This is a genomic window from Amphibacillus indicireducens (assembly GCF_039539605.1).
In the GTDB taxonomy this organism is placed as follows: Bacteria; Bacillota; Bacilli; order Bacillales; family Amphibacillaceae; genus Amphibacillus; species Amphibacillus indicireducens.
Genome location: NZ_BAABDL010000059.1, coordinates 1 through 20,539 on the forward strand (window position 1 = coordinate 1; position 20,539 = coordinate 20,539).

The following is a 20,539-nucleotide window of genomic DNA, read 5'->3' on the forward strand; positions in this document are numbered from 1 at the left end:
TTGTGTTTGTTTGATCACTTATACAATATCAAAGATCGGGCTCCTTTTCACTTAATTAGTGAAAGATCGATTGGCTATTTTTAATTGATTTAACGCAGTTTCTTAGTGGCTTATGGTCGGGCTGTGAATAATCTAGGTCTAGATACTATTTATTAGGACAGGAGATATTATGAGAACAAAGCAAGATAAGCTAATCATTACTATATTAATAATCTATACAGCTCTGATATTATACTTTCTGTTTTTTGGTGTTGGTAGACCTGGTGCAGCAGTGGGCAATAATGAATATCGATTTAATTTAATTCCGGATCTAATTCAATTAAGATTTCCAACGCTGTCAGACTTGAAAAATTTCCGGGTTTTTGACTTAGGTAATTTTGCAGGATTTATACCTTTTGGTTTATTGATTCCTAGACTATATCGATGCAAGTTTATTAGGTTTATTCCATTGTTCTTCTTGTCAATCCTAATAATAGAAACCCTACAAATGCTAACTTATCTCGGTAGTTTTGATATAAATGATGCAATAGTAAACTCATTAGGTGCATCAGTAGGTTTTTGTGCATACAAAATTGGATTTCGTTTTAAGAGTATTTGGAAAGAACTTGTCGTTACGGCTATATCGATTGTTGTCCTTTCAACAGCGATAATAGGCTTCTCAGAATTGTTAAACAAATCCTTCACCAAAATAGAAGGACCAGTTATAGCTTTAAATGAACTGGAAAGTAACAGCAATCTACCAGTAGATAAAAATCTCCAAAGTTTCGAAATTGGAGATGAAAAAATTGAGCCAAAAATAAACGTGTATGGCAGTGAAGGCGACAATGTGGAAGTATTAACCTATGACTTTGATGGCAAAGATATTGTGCTTTCTTTAAACTATGGGATTCCCGATAATGCAAGTGACTATGACGGTAAGGTAGTTATTTCTGTTGATGGGGAAGAGGTAGAAACCTATTTTAATAAAGACCATGCCTCTTCTGAATTTAATATCGACAAGGTAAATGAACTTACAATCACAATTGAAGGAAATGCAAAGTTGTGGGATGTTACATTTAAAGAAATGAAGTATTGGTGGAATTAGCAAGCTAAACAGGCGTCAAAAACGAATCGTTATTTTGACGCCTACTAGGTTTTTAATAATTTCGTTACTTCCCAAATTCTCTTTCAACTGTTGCTAATGCTTCACCAATAACCTGATGCATATCATAATATTTATAGTTAGCCAATCTTCCACCAAAGATGACTTTAGCTTCTTGATCAGCTAGATCTTTATATTGTTTATAAACCGTATTATTTTCCTCATCGTTAATTGGATAGTATGGCTCAAGCCCCTGTTCCCACTCCATTGGATATTCTTTTGTGATGACGGTTTTCTCTTGTTTACCAAACTCAAAGTGTTTATGTTCGATCATTCGTGTATACGCCGTTTCACTGTCAGTATAGTTAACGACGGCATTCCCTTGGAAATTGTCTGTATCATTTAAAACTTTCGTTTCAAATTTCAAACTACGATAATTTAGGACGCCAAATTGATAATCGTAAAATTGATCAATCATACCTGTGAAAACAATTTTATTTGCGAGTGCCTCTAATTCCTCTCGCTCTTTAAAGAAGTCGGTTTTTAATTTAACATCAATTCCATCAAGTAACTTTTCAAAGATTTGAGTATAACCCCCGACAGGAATTCCTTGAAATCGATCATTAAAGTAGTTATTATCATAAGTGAAACGAACGGGGAGTCTTTTAATAATAAAAGCAGGCAGTTCATTTGCTGGCCGACCCCATTGTTTTTCTGTATAACCTTTAATTAATTTTTGATAAATATCTGTACCGACAAGAGAAATAGCTTGTTCTTCTAAATTACTCGGCTCTGTAATATTTGCTGCCTTTCGCTGTTCCTCTATTTTTTGTTTTGCTTCTTCCGGGCTTGTTACTCCCCATAATTTATTAAAAGTGTTCATGTTAAAGGGGAGATTGTAGATTTCCCCCTTATAATTCGCGATCGGTGAGTTCGTATACCGATTAAATTCGGCAAATTGATTCACATAATCCCAAATACGTTTGTTGTTAGTATGGAAAATGTGAGCACCATATTCATGAACTTGAATTCCTTCTACTTCTTTTGTGTAAACATTTCCGCCAATATGGTTGCGCTTATCGATTACTAGGCACTTTTTGCCTCTCTGTTTCGCTTCATAGGCAAAAATCGCTCCAAATAAACCCGCACCAACAATTAAATAATCATACATAGCTTAGATACTCCTTTTGTACATCGATAAAATATTTCTGTTTTTCATATTATTTCACAAGCAAAACCAATTAGCAATGCTAGGGGGGAAACTTGTATAACCATAGAGGTGTTTGTAGTATAATGTATAGTAACTAGACTATATATGACACGATTGGAATATAAGATAAATTTTTAGGAGGATAAAAATGATACGAGTTGCAATCGTAGAAGATGAGATTAATTATCAAAAACAGCTGATAGAGTATCTTCAAAGGTTTGAGCAAGAACGAGATGAAACGATTCAAATTGAAACCTTTACCGATGGTGATCAATTTGTCGAAAATTATCAGGCGCAGTTTGATCTGATCTTAATGGATGTACAAATGCCGTTGATGGATGGTATGTCGGCGGCAGAGGAAATTAGAAAAACAGACTCAGAGGTCGTAATTATCTTTATTACGAATATGCCACAGTTCGCTATTAAAGGTTATGCTGTTGATGCTTTGGACTATATCCTAAAACCAATTTCATATTTCCAGTTTTCCGAGCGTTTAAATCGTGCAATTAATCGGATGGAAAAAAGAGAGACACAACATGTGACAGTTAAATTGAAAGATGGTGTCATTCGGCTAGAGACTTCTGATATTTATTTTATTGAAAGTCAGGGACACGATCTAATTTTCACGACAAAAAAAGGAGAATATGTTGCAACAGGAACAATGAAGGACATGGAAAGTGAATTAGAAAAATTTCATTTCTTTCGAGGGCACCGAGGTTATTTAATCAATTTACAACATGTCGATGGCACAAATGAAAATGGCGCTATAGTGGGTGGAGCAGAAATCCCAATTAGTCGTTCTAAAAAGAAACCTTTTATGAAGGCGCTCGCTAGTTATTGGGGTAAGGTGATTAAATGATTGATGTTCTCCCTGATATTCCACGAGTATATACAGCGTTAGCCGAGTGGATTGCTTGTATTATTTATATCTCTATCTTGAAAAAGCATCTAAAGCGCTCTCACCTTGTCTTGTTTTCTGGTGTAGCTTTAATTGTTCAAATTACATTCTTGATCATAACTGATTATTTATCGCTAGCTTTTTGGATTCCAAGTATGATGATGGCAGTTGTTTTAATGTTTATTTTTATCTATAAAAGCACACGATTAAATCTTTTAGATGCGGGTTACTTTACGATCAAAGCATTTGTTTTGGCCGAGTTAGTCGCTTCTTTTCAATGGCAGTTACATAATTTTTTCTGGAACCAGGGCTTCACAGGTTCTTTACAAGAAATTATTTTATTGATTTTAGTTTATGGAGTTGCATTTTTAGCTGTTTGGCTTTTAGAAAGAAAACATATCCCAGAAGATAGCGTCATGAATGTTAGTCGGCGGGAGTTGTGTTCTGTCGTTGTGATTGGGATTGCTGTATTTGGAATTAGTAATTTAAGTTTTGTAACATCGAAAACACCATTTAGTGGACAGTATGCTCAAGAAATCCTTAATATTCGTACCTTAGTTGATCTAGGTGGATTCACAATCTTGCATGCGTATCATCTGCAATTAACTGATCTAAGAATTAAGCATGAGTTAAGAGCTATGCAATATATTCTGCAAAATCAATACACACAATATCAACAATCTAAGGAAAGTATTGAGATGATTAATTATAAATATCATGATTTAAAAAATCAGATTATTGCACTTAAAGCGGAGACAGATTCAGATAAGAGACACGCTTATTTAGAGAAAATGGAAGAAGAAATTAAAGCATATGAAGCCGAACATAAAACAGGCAATCAAGTGTTGGATACCGTCCTAAAAAGTAAAAGCTTATATTGCATTAAAAATGAGATCACATTAACTTGCGTGGCAGATGGATCATTGTTAAATGGTATGGCTACAGCTGATATTGCAACGATTTTTGGAAATGCTTTAGATAATGCAATTGAATATGAACAAAAGGTTAAAGACAAGGAGAAAAGGCTGATCCATGTATCAGTTTTTTCAAAAAGGAATTTTATTATGATTAGAGTAGAAAATTACTTTGAAGGTGATTTAAAGATTGAAGGTGATTTACCTAAAACGACAAAACGAAATACATACCTTCATGGTTATGGCTTAAAAAGTATTCAACATACAGTTCAGAAGTATGGTGGTGTGGTTAATGTCAACCAAAATGGGAATTGGTTTGAGTTGGAGATTTTGATGCCTAAACTGGATAAGTAATTATTTAATTAAAACAAACAGTTCATGTTAGAAATCTCCTTATTCATGTAGAATAAGTTCAAGTGAGAAAGACTCATGATAAAATGCTAATGTAAAACGATAGATGCGAAAAGGATGATTTTATGAACCGGCAAGTTTTTAATCCATTTCTACCTAGCTATGAATATATTCCTGATGCTGAACCTTATGTGTTTGACGATAGAGTTTATGTTTTCGGCTCTCATGATCGCTTTAATGGTAAACTTTTTTGTTTGAATGATTATGTTTCCTGGTCTGCACCGGTTAATGATTTGACTGATTGGAAGTATGAAGGTGTTATTTATCGAAAAAATCAAGATCCAATGAATAAATTAGGTCTTTTTCAAATGTATGCTCCTGATGTAACAAAGGGGGTAGACGGTCGATATTATTTATATTATGCATTAAATTTTTTTAGTATAATGGCTGTTGCTGTCTGTGATACTCCAGCAGGGCAGTATGAATTTTATGGTTATGTGAGTGATATTAATGGGGAAAAGCTCTCTAGTAAGAAAGGTGATCCTTTTTTGTTTGACCCAGGAGTACTTGTTGATGATGACGGCAGTGTATATCTCTATTTTGGCTTTGCTCCACAAAAAAGTTTATCACCTATTATTACTGGAGGAAAAAAGCGTCGTTTTAATGGAGGTTATGTCGTTCAGTTAGCTCCTGACATGAAAACAGTGATTGGGAAAACTAAACTTCTATTTAACAAAGTAGGTGAAGCAAGTGGCACTGGGTTTGAAGGGCATGAGTTCTTTGAAGCGAGCTCAATAAGGAGAATTGGTGACACTTACTACTTTATTTACTCGTCAATTAATGGTCATGAACTATGCTATGCAACCAGTGATAGCCCACTAGGTCCTTTTCAATATGGTGGCACAGTCATAAGTAATGGTGATTTATACATTAATGGTTATTCTGAAGATAAGAATAGCGATAATTATATTGGCAATAATCATGGCAGTATCGTAGCAATAAATGATCAGTGGTATATATTTTATCATCGACAAACGAATCGTCATCACTATTCTCGACAGGCAATGGCAGAGCGGATTGAAATTATGGAAGACGGTTCAATACCACAGGTGGAATTGACGAGTTGTGGTTTAAACAATGGCCCATTAAAAGGAAAAGGTGAATACGGTGCCTATATTGCTTGTCATTTAAAATCAGGTGATGGTGCGGGTAGGTATGGAACTTATTTTGGTCATATAGCTTTTAGAAAACACCCATATTTTACTCAAACAGGTCGAGATCGTGAAGAAAATCCTGATCAATATATTGCGAATATGCGAGATGGGGCAAGTGCTGGCTATAAATATTTTATGATCAATGATTTAAATGAAATTGGTGTTGCTGTCCGTGGTAGTGGCACTGGAGTTATCTACATAACAAATATGAATGATTCAGATCCGATTGCAAAAATTTACATTCAACCATCAAAAGACTATAAATACTTCTATACACAATTACAGATGGCGAATGGTAAGACAGCTCTATACTTTACCTATCGGGGTCCAGGACGAATAGACTTTAAATCATTTGTTTTAAGATAAAGATATTAATTGATTAGGTTTGATTATGAGTTGTAAATGATCAAACCTTTTTTAATTTCAGATTGTTATTACCATTCATGTGAAAATACCTACCGTTTGTGATTGTTTTAAAAAAAGATATTTTAATTATGTTAATTTAGGCTCAGTTGAGTTAATAGCTAATTGAATAAACTTTGGAAGCGTCTACACATTGATTTTGTAAATATATTTATTTGGGAGGTCATTTCATAAAAAAGTATGGAGCTTCAGCAACCAAGACAATTATCAGACTAGGTATTTCATTATTTCTTATCGGAGGTTAATTGAACTATGAAGAAAAAAACAAAAATTATTTTAAGAACATTACTATCTATATTACTAGTAATTACGATCGGAGCAAATGTTGCTTTAAATCACTTTTCAGATGTAATTACTGCTTACTTCTTAACGATTGATTTAGAGAGTGAAGAAGCTATAGCCGCTCGTGAAGCATCAACGGAATGGGTAGAGAAAATTGCGGATGAGGGAATTGTATTATTACAAAATGATGATAATCTCCTACCGTTGACAACTTCAAGTGAAAGTAAAACTAAATTAAATGTTTTTGGTTGGAGCTTTACTGACCCTGTATACGGTGGTACGGGATCAGGAGAATCTGATGCTTCATTAGCTGTGACACCAAGAGAAGGTCTTGAAGAAGCAGGATTTGAAATTAATGAGCAATTATATGATGACTATATAGCGACTGGTATAGAGCGACCAATAGTTGGTATGGATGGTCAAGATTGGACTATTCCAGAGCCACAAGCTGACGAATTTTATACAGCTGAAAGAATGGAACAGGCAAAAGATTATTCAGATGTAGCTGTTATCTTTATCGCACGATCTGGGGGAGAAGGCGCTGACCTTCCAAGAATTATGGATGGTCCAGACACATTCGATCCAGAAGGCAGTCCATTTGGTCCAACAGGGCAGAAGTTTGGTCATGAAGATGATCTTGATCCAGATAAACACTATCTTGAACTCTCTAATAGAGAGCGAGAGATGATTGATGTAGTAACAGAGCATTTTGATGACGTTGTTCTTATTGTTAACAGTGCAAATACTTTTGAACTTGGTTGGTTAAATGAATATAGTCAGATCAAGAGTGTTTTAAATGTTGCAGGTCCTGGACAAAGTGGTTTTACATCACTCGGTAAAATCCTAGCAGGTACGGTGAATCCTTCAGGACGAACTGTCGATGTCTATGCAGCTGATTTGTTTGATGCACCAGCAATGAGAAATTTTGGCGACTTTGATTATGTTATAGAGAATGAAGACGGAACATACGTCCAAGCTGTTGATGAAAGGGGTGTTCCTTTAAAATATGTTGATTTAACTGAGGGTATTTATGTTGGTTATCGCTACTATGAAACGGCTTTTGCTGAAGGAGCAATTGATTATGACGAGAAAGTAATCTATCCATTTGGTTATGGATTGAGTTATACAAGTTTTGATCAAGAAGTTGTTACAGATAGCTTAAATTGGACAGATACTGAAGTAACCGTTGATATTGAGGTAACGAATACGGGTTCAACAGCAGGAAAAGAAGTTGTTCAGCTCTACTATAGCTCTCCTTATACAGGAAACATTGAAAAGTCAGCTGTTGAGTTAATTGCATTTGAGAAAACAGCGTTAATTCAACCAGGTGAGTCAGAGATTGTGACACTTTCTTTCGCGGTAGAAGATATGGCATCGTATGATCATGATGGAGTTTATAGTGATAACGGTGCGTACGTCCTTGAAGGTGGAGAATACCGACTTTTACTAATGGAAAACTCACATGATGTGATTGATGAAGTTGGTTCAAAGGAAATTTCTCAAGTTGTTTTTGATAATGGTCGTTCATCAGATGACCAAGTAGCAATCAATCAATTTGATGATTTAGTGACTGGCGAAGGAAGCATTACCACTTATTTATCAAGAGCAGATGGATTTGCAAACTTAGCAGAGATTGATCGAAATGAAACATTCACAGTTACGACAAATGAAGGTGAAACAAAAGAAGTTCGAGGGCGATTAATTGATGCATCACTTATCGATCTGATTAATCGTGCACGCTATGATATCCCTGAAGATTTACGAGATTCAGCACCAATAACCGGGGCCGATAATGGAAAAGTCTTAGAAGACTATATCGGGTTAGCTATAGATGATCAGGCTTGGGATGAGTTATTGGATCAACTTACAATTGATGATTTGGTCAACTTAACAACATTAGGCGGTTATCGAACGATAGAAATAGAATCCGTTGGAAAACCAGCAACATTAGATTATGATGGGCCTGCATCAATAAACAACATGAATATGGCCGCTGAAGGTCAATCAGGAACTGCTTTCCCTTCAGCAGTGATGATTGCTTCAACTTGGAATCTTGATCTTGCAGAAGGAATGGGGCAACACATTGGTGTCGAAGCAACAGCTTACGGTGTCACTGGCTGGTATGCACCAGGAATAAACATTCACCGGACAGCATTTTCAGGTAGAAACTTTGAGTACTATTCTGAAGATCCATTCTTATCTGGAAAAATGGCTGCTGCAGTAACAGATGGCTATCAAAGTGAAGGTGGTTATGTGTACATTAAGCACTTTGCTTTAAATGATCAAGAAGATAACCGAACTTTTGGTGTTTTAACGTGGGGTAATGAGCAAACGATTCGTGAAATTTATTTAAAACCATTTGAGTTAGCAGTAAAAGAGTCTGGAGCCAAAGGTGTGATGTCCTCATTTAACAGTATTGGTCATACATGGGCTGGCGCAAGTAGTGGACTCTTACAAGAAGTCCTTCGTAATGAGTGGGACTTTAACGGAATGGTTATCACAGATTTCTATATGAATGGAAATGGTATAGAGGCTTATCCATACATGATCTATGATTTAGGTGTGCGAAATGGTAATGATCTCTATCTAACTGGAGCTGCTCCAATGGGCGTCCCAGAAAATATTGATACAAATAGTAACGATACATTGTGGGCAATGAGAGAAGCCGCTCATAATATTTTATACACAGTTGCAAATAGTGACGCGATGAACAATCGTCTTGTCTCAAGTATGCAACCATGGGTCAAGATCACAATCGCAGTTGATATCGTGATTTTAGCTGGAATCGCATTTGGTTTCTATGCAACGCTTCGAAAAAGAAAGGTAGTATTAGAAGAAAATTAATCTTAAAAACTAAAACAGTGGTACTTCTAGTTGAAGTACCACTGTTATCTAATGCTCTATAAAAAGGGGGGTTCGCAAATGAAATATCAAGAACTAATCAATCAAATGACTTTAGAGGAAAAAGTATCATTAATGTCTGGTAAGGATTTTTGGCAGACCGAGAATATTGATCGGTTAGGAATCCCAAATATGTTTCTAGCTGATGGTCCACATGGCATTCGTAAGCAAGCGGCTGCGGCAGATCACTTGGGACTTAATCCGAGTATTCCAGCAACTTGTTTCCCAACAGCTGCAACAGTTGCGAATAGTTGGGATGTTAATTTAATTAATAAAATGGGGCAATATTTAGGAGTTGAAGCTGCTAATCAAAAGGTTAATGTTCTGCTTGGACCTGGTATCAATATGAAGCGAAATCCTTTGGCAGGTCGAAACTTCGAATACTTTAGTGAGGATCCATACTTAGCAGGGAAATTAGCAGCAAACTTAATTCAAGGAATTCAGTCACAGGGAATTGCCGCATCTGTTAAGCATTATGCTGTCAATAATCAAGAAGAAAGACGAATGGCAATTGATACAATCGTTGACGAACGCACACTTAGAGAAATTTACTTAACTGGTTTTGAAATTGCAATCAAAGAAGGCAAAACCAAAACAGTCATGTCCGCATATAACAAGTTGAACGGCACATATACGAATGAAAACCCTCATTTAATGAATCATATCCTCCGCAATGAATGGGATTACGATGGTGTTGTTGTTACGGATTGGGGTGGTAATAACGATCGGGTGGCAGCTCTTAAAGCAGGTAATGAATTGGAAATGCCGACAACGAATGGGGAAACAGACAAAGATATTTATCAAGCGATTAAAAGCGGTGAATTAAAAGAGGAAGTTTTAGATGAAGCGGTTGATCGTTTATTAGATCTAATTATGTCAACGACTTCTGTACTAAAAGAATCAAACGCTAGTGTTGATGAAAAGAAACATCATCAACTTGCTCAAAGAATTGCAGAGGAATCGATTGTTCTCTTAAAAAATGAAGACAATATTCTACCATTAAATAATGATGTAAAAGTAGCTGTGATTGGTGACTTTGCAAGAGAGCCTCGTTATCAAGGGGCAGGCTCATCGGTTGTAAATCCGACTACATTGGAAAACACACTAGATTCTTTAGCTCAATCAGGGCTTAATAGTATTGGCTTTGAACCAGGCTTTAATCGTTATGGAAAGAAAAATAGTCGAAAAATAGCAAAGGCATGTGCACTTGCTGAAAAAGCAGAAGTCGTTCTTTTATATCTCGGACTAGATGAAGTAACGGAAGCTGAAGGTTTAGATCGGGAAAATATTAAGATTCCACAAAATCAAATTGACCTTTTAAATGAAATCTATCAAGTCAATCAAAATATTGTTGTCATTCTGTCAAGTGGCGCTGTAGTAGAAATACCATGGATCGATAAAGTGAAAGGCTTATTACACGGACAACTTAGTGGACAAGCAGGTGCAAAGGCAATCCTCAGAATTTTGACCGGAGAAGTAAACCCGTCAGGTAAGTTAGCTGAATCTTATCCAATTCGTTATGAAGATACGCCTTCTTATCACCAATTCCCAGGAAAAGAAGTCAGTGTTGAATATCGAGAAGGTCTATTTATTGGCTACCGTTACTATGACACGGCAAATGTCGCTGTCAGATTTCCATTTGGGTATGGCCTAAGTTACACAACATTTGAATACTCTGATCTTGAAGTTGACCGAGCAGGCGCTACATTTACGATCACAAACTCTGGTAATCTACCAGGTATGGAAGCTGCTCAATTATATGTCGGTTGTCAGTCTAAGGCAATTTTTAGACCTAAAAAAGAATTAAAAGGGTTTGTTAAAGTCAGCCTACAACCAGGAGAATCTAAAACAGTAACAATTCCATTTGATGATAAAACATTCAGGTATTTTAATGTGAAAACAAATCAATGGGAGATTGAAGAAGCAGATTATGAGATTATGATTGGATCATCCAGTGTGGATATTCAACTGAGCGGTGTGTTGTTTGTTGAAGGTACAGGTGCGCCATTACCATATGAACAAACAGGCATACCAAGTTATTATTCAGGTCAAGTGAGCAATGTTGGATTAGAAGAATTTGAAACATTATTAGGAAGAAAAGTTCCCGATGCTAAGTGGGATCGGACAAAACCACTTGGTTATAACGATACAATCGCTCAATGTCAATATGCAAAAGGTTGGTTTGCTAGATTTGCTTATCAGCTGATTAAGTTTGCACACTGGTTTTTAAGAAAGATTGGCAAACGATCGACAGCCAATCTAATCATGATGTCAGTCTATCATATGCCATTTAGAGGATTGGCGAGAATGACTGGTGGAATCATGAATATGCCAATGGTAGACGGTGTGTTAATGATTGTAAATGGTCAGTTCTTTAAGGGGTTAAAGCATGTGTTTAGAGAAAGAAAACAGATGATTAAAGCTGCAAAAGTAAACAATTAACACTATCGTTCGCTTGCGAAGGAGGGGTATAATGAGTAGTGAGATAAATAAAACAACTGTGCCAAAATTAAAATTTTGGGCTAACTTTAAGGAAAAACATCCTAATCTAGCACAATTCTTAGTCTTTTTTCTACTAAGTAATGGTGTAACAGTACTACAATTAGTACTAATGCCTGTTTTAAGAGGTCTATTTGAACAAACATCATTAATAAACATTAACTTTCAAATTTTGCAATTCGGTCAGAATTTTGATGGGAGTTCATATTTTGTATTTGACTATGGAGCGGGTCCTTTATCAGCTGGGGGCGGTGGTGGACTCGCCTATTTCCTCGCTGTACAAATTGCGATTGGGGTTGCACAGATTATTAACTTTTTTGCCCAAAGAAGTATTACATTTAAATCGAACTCTAATATTTGGAAAGCTGCCATGTGGTATGTGATTGCCTACTTTGTCATTACAATTGGAGCGGCAGCAGCTCAAGGGTTCTATAAAGCGCCTATTTATAATTTATTAATGAACACATGGGGTATGGGGTCATTTGGTGAAACAATGGCAGATATGGTAACGATGATTATTAACAGTGCGATTTCGTTCTGGGTTTTCTATCCTATTTTCAAAGTAATTTTCAAACAAGAACCTGACAAACAAGCATAATAAGAGGTGGTGTAGCTATGAAATTATTATCAGTCATTATTCCTTGTTACAATTCACAAGATTATATGAAAAATTGTATTGAATCTCTCTTATTGGCGAGAGATGATATTGAATTAATCATAGTCAATGATGGTTCTGTTGATCAAACGGCGGAAATTGCTGATAATTATGCAAACATGCATCCGAGCAAAATTAAAGTTATTCATCAACCAAATGGTGGTCATGGACAGGCGATCAATACAGGGCTTAAACATGCAACGGGTTTATATTTTAAAGTGGTCGATAGTGATGATTGGGTAGACACAAGGTCGTATTTGAAAATACTAGATACTTTGAATGACTTGATTGACAGAAAGCAATATATTGATTTAATGATTAGTAATTTTGTCTATGAAAAAGAAGGGGCAAAATATAAGAAGGTTATGAAATATACGAGTGTCATCCCTAAGGATAAGGTCTTTACTTGGGATGATACTAAGCCTTTTCGTAAAGGACAATATCTAATGATGCATTCACTAATCTATCGAACACAATTATTAAAAGAGATTCGATTGAACCTTCCAAGTCATACTTTCTATGTTGATAATCTCTATGTTTACCAACCATTAACTCGTGTCGAAAGACTGTACTATTTAGACGTAGATTTCTATCGTTATTTTATCGGAAGAGACGATCAATCTGTTAATGAAAAAGTAATGATTGATCGAATTGATCAGCAATTAAAAGTGAATAAACTCATGGTTGATTATATTGATTTAGAGTCAATTCAAAATGAGAAATTACAACAGTATCTATTCCATCAGTTAGAAATAGTCACGACTATTTCTTCAATCTTACTCATATGTTCGCGTAAAAGGGAAAATCTGGAAAAGAAAAAAGAACTGTTGCAATATATCAAAGAAAGAGATCGAAAGCTATTTCGTAAATTAAGGTATGGATTTTTAGGCCAATTGACTAATTTGCCGAGTTGGTTTGGACGACAAATCTCTATGGGTGCCTATAAAATATCAAGAAGGATTTTTGGTTTTAATTAAATGGATCGTTAGAAATAGTGAGAATATCATTTAGATGTTCTCACTATTTTAAATTAACAAGTAGGGTTGTTTAAGGAGGAAATATGCGCCAGTCAATAGCGAAGCGAATACTGTTTATTCTATCTTTACTTACATTCATTTTTATTTTAAACACGATTTTAAGTGGAATTACCAATTCGCAAATTAAATTATCAACGAGTTTAGTTGCAAACTCTTTTATTCCCCTAGAATATGAGCAAGTAAAGTTAGCGAAAGAAATTGGTCAGGTAAATATAGAAATCCAAGAATTCGTGTTAAGTGACGAGTCTGAACACAAAATTATTGCCGAGTCAATTATTAATAGTGCAGGTGCGATAGAGACTAGTGTTGCTGAGATTGCCAAAATAACTGAAGACTTTTCAGATAAAGCGATGAATCAAGTACTGAATGATGCCTATCTCCCTTATCAAACAGATATGCAGGCATATTTGGATCAAATCTATACAGTTACCGAATATATTGAACAAAACAATCAAGTATCAGCGGCTAGTAATTATCAAACTTTACAACAATTAGCTGAGGAAATGGTGAGATCTGAAAGTGATTTTCAAGAAGTTTTAGATGCGAGTATTGATCATGAAGTCAATCTGATTAATTCGAGAGTCGATCGTTCAACAATGATTATCTGGATTATAGCTATTCTTTTTGTTCTATCAGCTATGGCTGCTTTCTGGATAACTGTCAAGACAATCATTAGTCCGTTAGTGAGTGGAAATCGAAAATTAGCAGAGATTATTAAGACGCTTGAAGATGAAGAGGGAGATTTAACTGTTCGAATTGATAGCTCTTCTAAAGATGAAGTCGGTCAGATGATCGCAGGCATTAATCGTTTTCTTGATACATTGCAAGGCTTAATGATTTCAATAAAAACAAGTTCCAGTTCAATCTATCAATCGACAGGAAACATAAGCAATAATATTGTTGATAGCAAGAATTCTACAGCTAATATTTCTGTCTCTTTAAACGAGTTATCCGCAGGTATGGAAGAGATAAGTAGCACGATACAGAGTCTTGAAGATGGTGCTCAAAGTGTATTACAATCGGCAAATCACATTTCAGAAGATGCGAAATCAAATGTTATTCGGGTTGAATCAATTGTTGAAAGAGCAGATACTGTTCGAAATCAATCACTTCAAAGTAAGAGCCAAACTGAGGAAATTATTCGCCAGATTAAACAGACGACAGAATCCTCGATTGAAAATAGCCGTTCGGTTCAAAGAATTAATGAACTAACTACAGATATTTTAGAGATTTCAGAACAAACCAATCTTTTGGCTCTTAATGCATCGATCGAAGCGGCTAGAGCAGGAGAGGCTGGTAAGGGCTTTGCAGTTGTCGGTGATGAAATAAGAAAGTTAGCAGAGAGCACAAAAGAAACGACAAGCGCGATTCAAGCCATCAGTGCAACGGTAACAAACTCTGTAGAAGAGTTAGTCAGCAATGCCGAACAAATGATTAGTTATATAACAGGAAATGTTCTTGATGATTATGACGAATTCGTTGAAGTGACAAACGCTTATCAAGAAGATGCTGAGACGCTTAAGGTGATTCTAAATAGATTTGCAGACAGCTCAGGTCAGCTGAACCAGATCACAAATCATATGGTTGAAGGCATGACAGAAATATCGTTAGCTGTTGAAGGAAGCGTGATTGAAGTTGTAAAATCTAGTGAGAATACAAATGATTTACTAGATTCATTAACAGATATTACAACTGATACAGATCATAACCAAGAAATTGTTGATAACTTAAATAAACAAGTGCAAAAGTTTAAAAAAGTAGAAGCTTAAGCTAGTTATTTTGTTGCTGGAAGGCCATATGAAATCCCTTAATATTCATGTTTGGAGAATCAAACATTTGAATTTGACAGGTTTTCATATGGTCTTTTTTATTATATTGGGTCATTAGCATTGCATAAAAACATTTTACAGTTGTCAAATCATTAAATTATGTTCCAAACGAATAAAGTTAAAAATTACCATTATCCGTTCGATTTTAAAAATAAAAAAGTGAACAGCGAACAAAGAGTAGCCCTCATCCACAATTTGTCATTTTATGAAGTTAAACAAACAAAGGATCAAAATCAAGTGTATTTAAATGCTCCACCTCACCTTCGGTATATTGTTGCATAATGATTTTAAAGTCTCTTTCAAAATCATACTTCCTTCGTCCTTTTGAAGACCGAGAAGGTGGGCGAAACAAAGCTTTGACGAACGTGTCGTAGCCTTTAAATAGCAAGTTTTTCAACGTATCTTTAACTTCAAGAAGCCGCCCCTTAAAGCCTGTTTTTTGTTGAATTAAAACAGATAAACAATAGGTGATAAGGGCAATCCAGATTTGACTGTAAACGGCGTTTTGACCTTTTCCATAGAATGTTTTTATTTTTAAATGTTGTTTCATCCATTTGAAAAACGTTTCTATTTTCCAGCGATAACGATAGAGATCACCGATTTCTTTAGCCGATAGGCCAAAACAATTTGTTAGAATCGTGACTCTGTTACCTTCGGCGTCTTCAGTCTCAATTAATCGGAGCGTTTGACTCATTTGAGTGCCAGATACAGGATTGCCTAGATAAACTTCTTGATCTTTAAATATAAGTTGGTCGGTATCAGGAACCTGTTCGGAAAGCACTTCAATTTTAGCGTTCTTTTTAAGACGTGTAATAAATTGAACCTCCGAGAGACAGAGTTTTTCAAACTGTTTGTAGTCAATGTATCCTCTATCAAACAGATAAATCGCATCTGGATCAATATCAATTAACTCGTCCATTTGCGAACGATCCGAATGGATTGCGGGAAGTAACTTTGCTTTATCCGGAATGGTGTTATCTTTAGTGACAATCACCCGCAAGTGCAACCGAACACCTGCCTTTGTTTTCCGGAATTTAGCCCAAGGATACTGATTCAAACTCATACTCATTGTGCTTGAATCAATTACATTTAAACGCGTAATATCACGTATAAATGGTGAATGGCTTGACATTTTCGTCTGTATTTTCATTGTTAAATATCGAAAGATTCGCTCAAACATCTCGGATGGTAATTGATTTAATTTTCTAGACAATTGCGAGGTGCTTATACTTTCAAAACCTAGCTGTTTTTGTATGTCATCTTTATCTTTTGTTTGCTTTGAAACTCTTGTTAAACTCGCTATTTCATTGAGTTGAGCAATAATGATTAGTTGAAAGAATCGATAAGCCGTCAGCTTTTTGACATACTTATCAAGGTTTTCGACATTGCTTAACTCTAAAAAAGTTTGTTCATCAATAAGTTTAAGTAGTTCACTAATTGTAGATTTTGTGGTATTCTTGTCCATGTGATTGCTCCTTATTTTTTGGGATTTGGACAGAGCTACCAAACCTAATTATAAGGAGTTTTTTCTGTTTTTTAAAGCTTTAAGCAAATCATTTGACATTTCAAAGAAATGGGAAAACGTATTCATTAAAAAACTTCACTTTTCCTCTTTACAAACTGTTTTATTTTGTGTAATATATGTTCAGGTTGTGAAACAAATAACAATCTTGTGGAGGAGAATTATTTTGACTACTAAAGTAGAAAATATAGTACAAGACGTCGAGTCGTTACAAAATGAAATGAAAAAAGTTAGAGAAGCGCAAGCTGAATTTGCTAACTTTTCTCAAGAGAAAGTCGATCAGATCTTTCTAGCAGCAGCAGTTGCAGCTAACCAAGCAAGAATTCCTCTTGCTAAATTAGCAGTTGAAGAAACAGGAATGGGTGTTGTTGAAGATAAAGTCATCAAAAACCATTTTGCGGCTGAGTATATCTATAATGAGTATAAAAATACTCAAACAGTGGGAATCGTTGAAGAAGATAGCAGTTATGGTGTAAAGAAAATACTTGAACCACTTGGAGTTATTGCAGCAATCATTCCAACAACAAACCCTACTTCAACAGCTATTTTCAAAATCTTAATCTCGCTTAAAACACGAAACGGAATTGTCATCAGTCCTCACCCTAGAGCAAAAGACTGTACAATTGAAGCCTCTCGAATTATTTTAGAAGCAGCAATTGAAGCAGGTGCTCCAGAAAACATTATCGGTTGGATTGATGTACCAAGCCTAGAACTAACACAAATGGTTATGGCAGAATCTGATACGACATTAGCTACTGGTGGGCCAAGCATGGTTACCGCAGCTTACTCATCTGGTAAACCAGCACTTGGTGTTGGAGCAGGAAACACGCCAGCAATTATTGATGATAGTGCAGATATTTTACTCGCTGTAAACTCAATCATTCACTCAAAAACATTTGATAATGGAATGATCTGTGCGTCAGAACAGTCCGTTATTATTTTAGATGATGTTTACGAAGAAGCACTTAAAGAATTTGCCTATCGTAATTGTCATATCTTAAATGAAAAAGATTTAGATAAAGTTCGTAAAACAATTATTATTAACGGAGCACTTAACTCAAAGATTGTTGGACAGTCTGCCGAGAAAATCGCAGAGTTATCCGGTATTACGGTACCTAAAGGAACAAAAATTCTAATTGGTGAAGTCACAAGCGTCAAGCAATCCGAAGAGTTCGCACACGAAAAATTATCACCAGTATTAGCAATGTACCGTGCTGAAGACTTTGACGATGCTTTAAATAAAGCAGAGCAACTTGTTAAAGATGGTGGATACGGACATACAACTTCTCTGTATATTGATACACTATCCGATAATAACCGTCTAGAAACTTTCCAAGACCGAATGAAAACTGGACGTATTCTGATTAACACACCAGCTGCTCAAGGTGGTATTGGTGACATCTACAACTTCAAATTAACACCTTCGTTAACACTTGGTTGTGGATCATGGGGTGGAAACTCCGTCTCAGAAAACGTTGGAGTCAAGCACTTACTAAACATTAAAACAGTTGCGGAAAGGAAAGAAAATATGTTATGGTTTAAAGCTCCAGAAAAAACATTCTTCAAGCGTGGTTCTCTACCAGTCGCTTTAGATGAATTAAAATCTGTTCAAAACAAAAAACGAGCATTTATCGTTACTGATAAGTTCCTATTTGAAAATGGATTTACAGATGGCCTAACGAAAAAATTAGACGAGATGGGTATTTCACACACAACATTCTTTGATGTTGAAGCAGACCCTACTCTAGCATCTGTAACTAAAGGTGCAAAAGCAATGCAAGATTTCCAACCCGATACAATTATTGCAATTGGTGGAGGAAGTCCAATGGATGCGGCAAAAATCATGTGGGTAATGTACGAACACCCAGAAACAGATTTCATGGACTTAGCAATGCGTTTCATGGATATTCGTAAACGAGTACTTGGCTTCCCTGTATTAGGTGAAAAAGCATACTTTGTAGCAATCCCTACCACAGCTGGAACTGGTGCAGAAGTTACACCATTTGCTGTAATTACAGATGAAAGAACAGGTATAAAATATCCACTTGCTGATTATCAATTAATGCCGGATATGGCAATTGTCGATGCCGATTTAATGATGCACGCACCTAAGAGTCTAACAGCTTTCTCAGGATTTGACGTTGTTACTCATGCGTTAGAAGCCTATGCTTCAGTAATGGCATCAGATTACACAGATGGCTTAGCTCTACAAGCATTGAAGCTTGCATTTGAATACTTGCCAAAAGCATACAAGTACGGTGCAAAAGATCCTGTTGCTCGTGAAAAAATGGCTAACGCTTCAACATTAGCTGGTATGGCCTTTGGCAATGCCTTCCTTGGTGTCTGTCACTCAATGGCGCACAAATTAGGAGCACAACATCATATCGCTCACGGTCTAGCAAATGCGTTATTAATGAATGAAGTTGTTAAATTTAATGCAAGTGAAACACCTACAAAGATGGGTACTTTCCCACAGTATGACCACCCACACGGACTTTCAAGATATGCAGAAATTGCAGATCACTTAGGCTTAGGTGGAAAAGATGATTATGAAAAACTAGATAATCTTTTAGATGCATTGACTGAATTAAAAGAAGCAATCGAAATAAAACCAGCAATTAAAGATTACGGCGTTTCAGAAAAAGATTTCTTAGAAACATTAGATAAAATGGTTGAAGATGCGTTTGATGACCAGTGTACTGGTTCGAACCCAAGATACCCACTAATGAGTGAATTGAAAGAAATGTATCTAAATGCATACTACGGAAAGGAGCAATAATAATAATGGAAAAACAAATACTTGCAGAAAGACCCGACAAAATTGTTTATCGTCAAGGTGATAAAGTCTTTAAAAAGTTTGGTCCTTCTTTTTCTCGATCTGATATTTTAAACGAAGCATTGAATCAAGTGCGGATTGAAGAAACTGGATTAAACATTCCACACTTACATGAGGTCTGTTTATTAGACGATGAACGAATGATTGTCATGGATTACATTGAAGGAAAGACTTTGAAGGAATTAATGGATGAAAATCCAGATAAAATGGATGAATACTTGGAATTGTTTGTCGATTTACAATTAGAAATTCATCAAAAGAGATCGCCTTTACTCAACGAAATGCATGCAAAAATGCGTAGAAAAATTAGAGAAACAGAATTAAATGCTACCATTCGTTATGAATTAGATACTCGTTTAGCTGGTATGCCTAAACATCGAAAAGTCTGTCATGGAGACTTTAACCCAAGTAACATCATTATTACAGAAGACGGAACACCATACGTACTTGACTGGTCGCACGTGACCCAAGGAAATGGCTCGCATGACGTATCGAGAACGTATCTAGGTTTCTGCCTACAAGGTCAAATTGATTTGGCTGAAAAATATCGAGATTTATATGCTAAGAAAACCGATACTGCACTACAGTACATCTTAAAGTGGATGCCAATTGTGGCAGCTGAGCAATTAGCCAATGATGGCGCAGATGAAGAGGAAAGAGATTTCCTAATGGGCTGGATTGATGTTGTAGAGTACGAATAATTAATTATTAAGGTTCTTTGTCAAATAGTGTTGATGAGTTTATTTAGAAGCTACGATACAGTTTAAGTATTGTAGTTTCTTTTTTTATAATTAAGTGACTCTGTTCATTTAATGGAAGATTGTATAATCAAGTTAGTCACCTAAAATAAAAGGTCATGTGAATTTCATGTTATATTGAAAGTACGC

The 20,539-nt window shown here is 35.8% G+C and carries 13 protein-coding genes; 11 read left to right on the plus strand and 2 right to left on the minus strand.

The window, feature by feature from the left end; all coding sequences use genetic code 11:
- Positions 1-169: 169 nt before the first annotated feature.
- Positions 170-1,084 (plus strand): VanZ family protein, encoded by a 915-nt coding sequence (locus tag ABD814_RS05720; protein ID WP_344911228.1) that lies wholly within the window; start codon positions 170-172, stop codon positions 1,082-1,084.
- A gap of 64 nt (positions 1,085-1,148) precedes the next feature.
- Here ABD814_RS05720 and glf read toward each other — a convergent pair whose 3' ends face one another.
- Positions 1,149-2,252, minus strand: coding sequence for a UDP-galactopyranose mutase (gene glf / locus ABD814_RS05725; protein WP_344911230.1), 1,104 nt, complete (start codon positions 2,250-2,252; stop codon positions 1,149-1,151).
- A gap of 187 nt (positions 2,253-2,439) precedes the next feature.
- Between glf and ABD814_RS05730 the strand changes: the two genes are divergently transcribed.
- The 8 genes from ABD814_RS05730 (at position 2,440) to ABD814_RS05765 (ending at position 15,234) form a co-directional block, all read left to right on the plus strand.
- A complete protein-coding gene (locus ABD814_RS05730; RefSeq protein WP_344911232.1) occupies positions 2,440-3,150 on the plus strand; it encodes a LytR/AlgR family response regulator transcription factor in 711 nt (236 codons plus the stop codon).
- Positions 3,147-4,457 (plus strand): GHKL domain-containing protein, encoded by a 1,311-nt coding sequence (locus ABD814_RS05735; protein WP_344911234.1) that lies wholly within the window; start codon positions 3,147-3,149, stop codon positions 4,455-4,457. Before ABD814_RS05730 ends, ABD814_RS05735 begins: the two co-directional genes overlap by 4 nt.
- A 122-nt stretch (positions 4,458-4,579) precedes the next feature.
- Positions 4,580-6,034 (plus strand): family 43 glycosylhydrolase, encoded by a 1,455-nt coding sequence (locus ABD814_RS05740; RefSeq protein ID WP_344911236.1) that lies wholly within the window; start codon positions 4,580-4,582, stop codon positions 6,032-6,034.
- Positions 6,035-6,343: 309 nt separating this feature from the next.
- Positions 6,344-9,217, plus strand: a complete 2,874-nt coding sequence (locus ABD814_RS05745) for a glycoside hydrolase family 3 N-terminal domain-containing protein (protein WP_344911238.1) — start codon at positions 6,344-6,346, stop codon at positions 9,215-9,217.
- Positions 9,218-9,295: 78 nt separating this feature from the next.
- Positions 9,296-11,716, plus strand: coding sequence for a beta-glucosidase family protein (locus tag ABD814_RS05750; RefSeq protein ID WP_344911240.1), 2,421 nt, complete (start codon positions 9,296-9,298; stop codon positions 11,714-11,716).
- A 31-nt stretch (positions 11,717-11,747) separates the two neighbouring features.
- A complete protein-coding gene (locus ABD814_RS05755; protein WP_344911242.1) occupies positions 11,748-12,371 on the plus strand; it encodes a hypothetical protein in 624 nt (207 codons plus the stop codon).
- A gap of 17 nt (positions 12,372-12,388) precedes the next feature.
- Positions 12,389-13,405: a glycosyltransferase family 2 protein gene (locus ABD814_RS05760; protein WP_344911243.1), complete on the plus strand. Its 1,017-nt coding sequence runs from the start codon at positions 12,389-12,391 to the stop codon at positions 13,403-13,405.
- An 83-nt stretch (positions 13,406-13,488) separates the two neighbouring features.
- Positions 13,489-15,234, plus strand: coding sequence for a methyl-accepting chemotaxis protein (locus ABD814_RS05765; RefSeq protein ID WP_344911244.1), 1,746 nt, complete (start codon positions 13,489-13,491; stop codon positions 15,232-15,234).
- 271 nt (positions 15,235-15,505) lie between these two features.
- On the opposite strand, the gene ABD814_RS05770 is transcribed toward ABD814_RS05765, so the two are convergent.
- Positions 15,506-16,759: an IS4 family transposase gene (locus tag ABD814_RS05770; protein WP_344911246.1), complete on the minus strand. Its 1,254-nt coding sequence runs from the start codon at positions 16,757-16,759 to the stop codon at positions 15,506-15,508.
- Positions 16,760-16,982: 223 nt separating this feature from the next.
- Here ABD814_RS05770 and adhE point away from each other — a divergent pair, with 223 nt between their 5' ends.
- Entirely contained in the window at positions 16,983-19,595 is a 2,613-nt protein-coding gene (adhE, locus tag ABD814_RS05775) for a bifunctional acetaldehyde-CoA/alcohol dehydrogenase (RefSeq protein ID WP_344911247.1), read from the plus strand.
- Positions 19,596-19,600: 5 nt separating this feature from the next.
- Positions 19,601-20,353: a phosphotransferase family protein gene (locus ABD814_RS05780; RefSeq protein WP_344911248.1), complete on the plus strand. Its 753-nt coding sequence runs from the start codon at positions 19,601-19,603 to the stop codon at positions 20,351-20,353.
- Positions 20,354-20,539 lie beyond the last annotated feature (186 nt).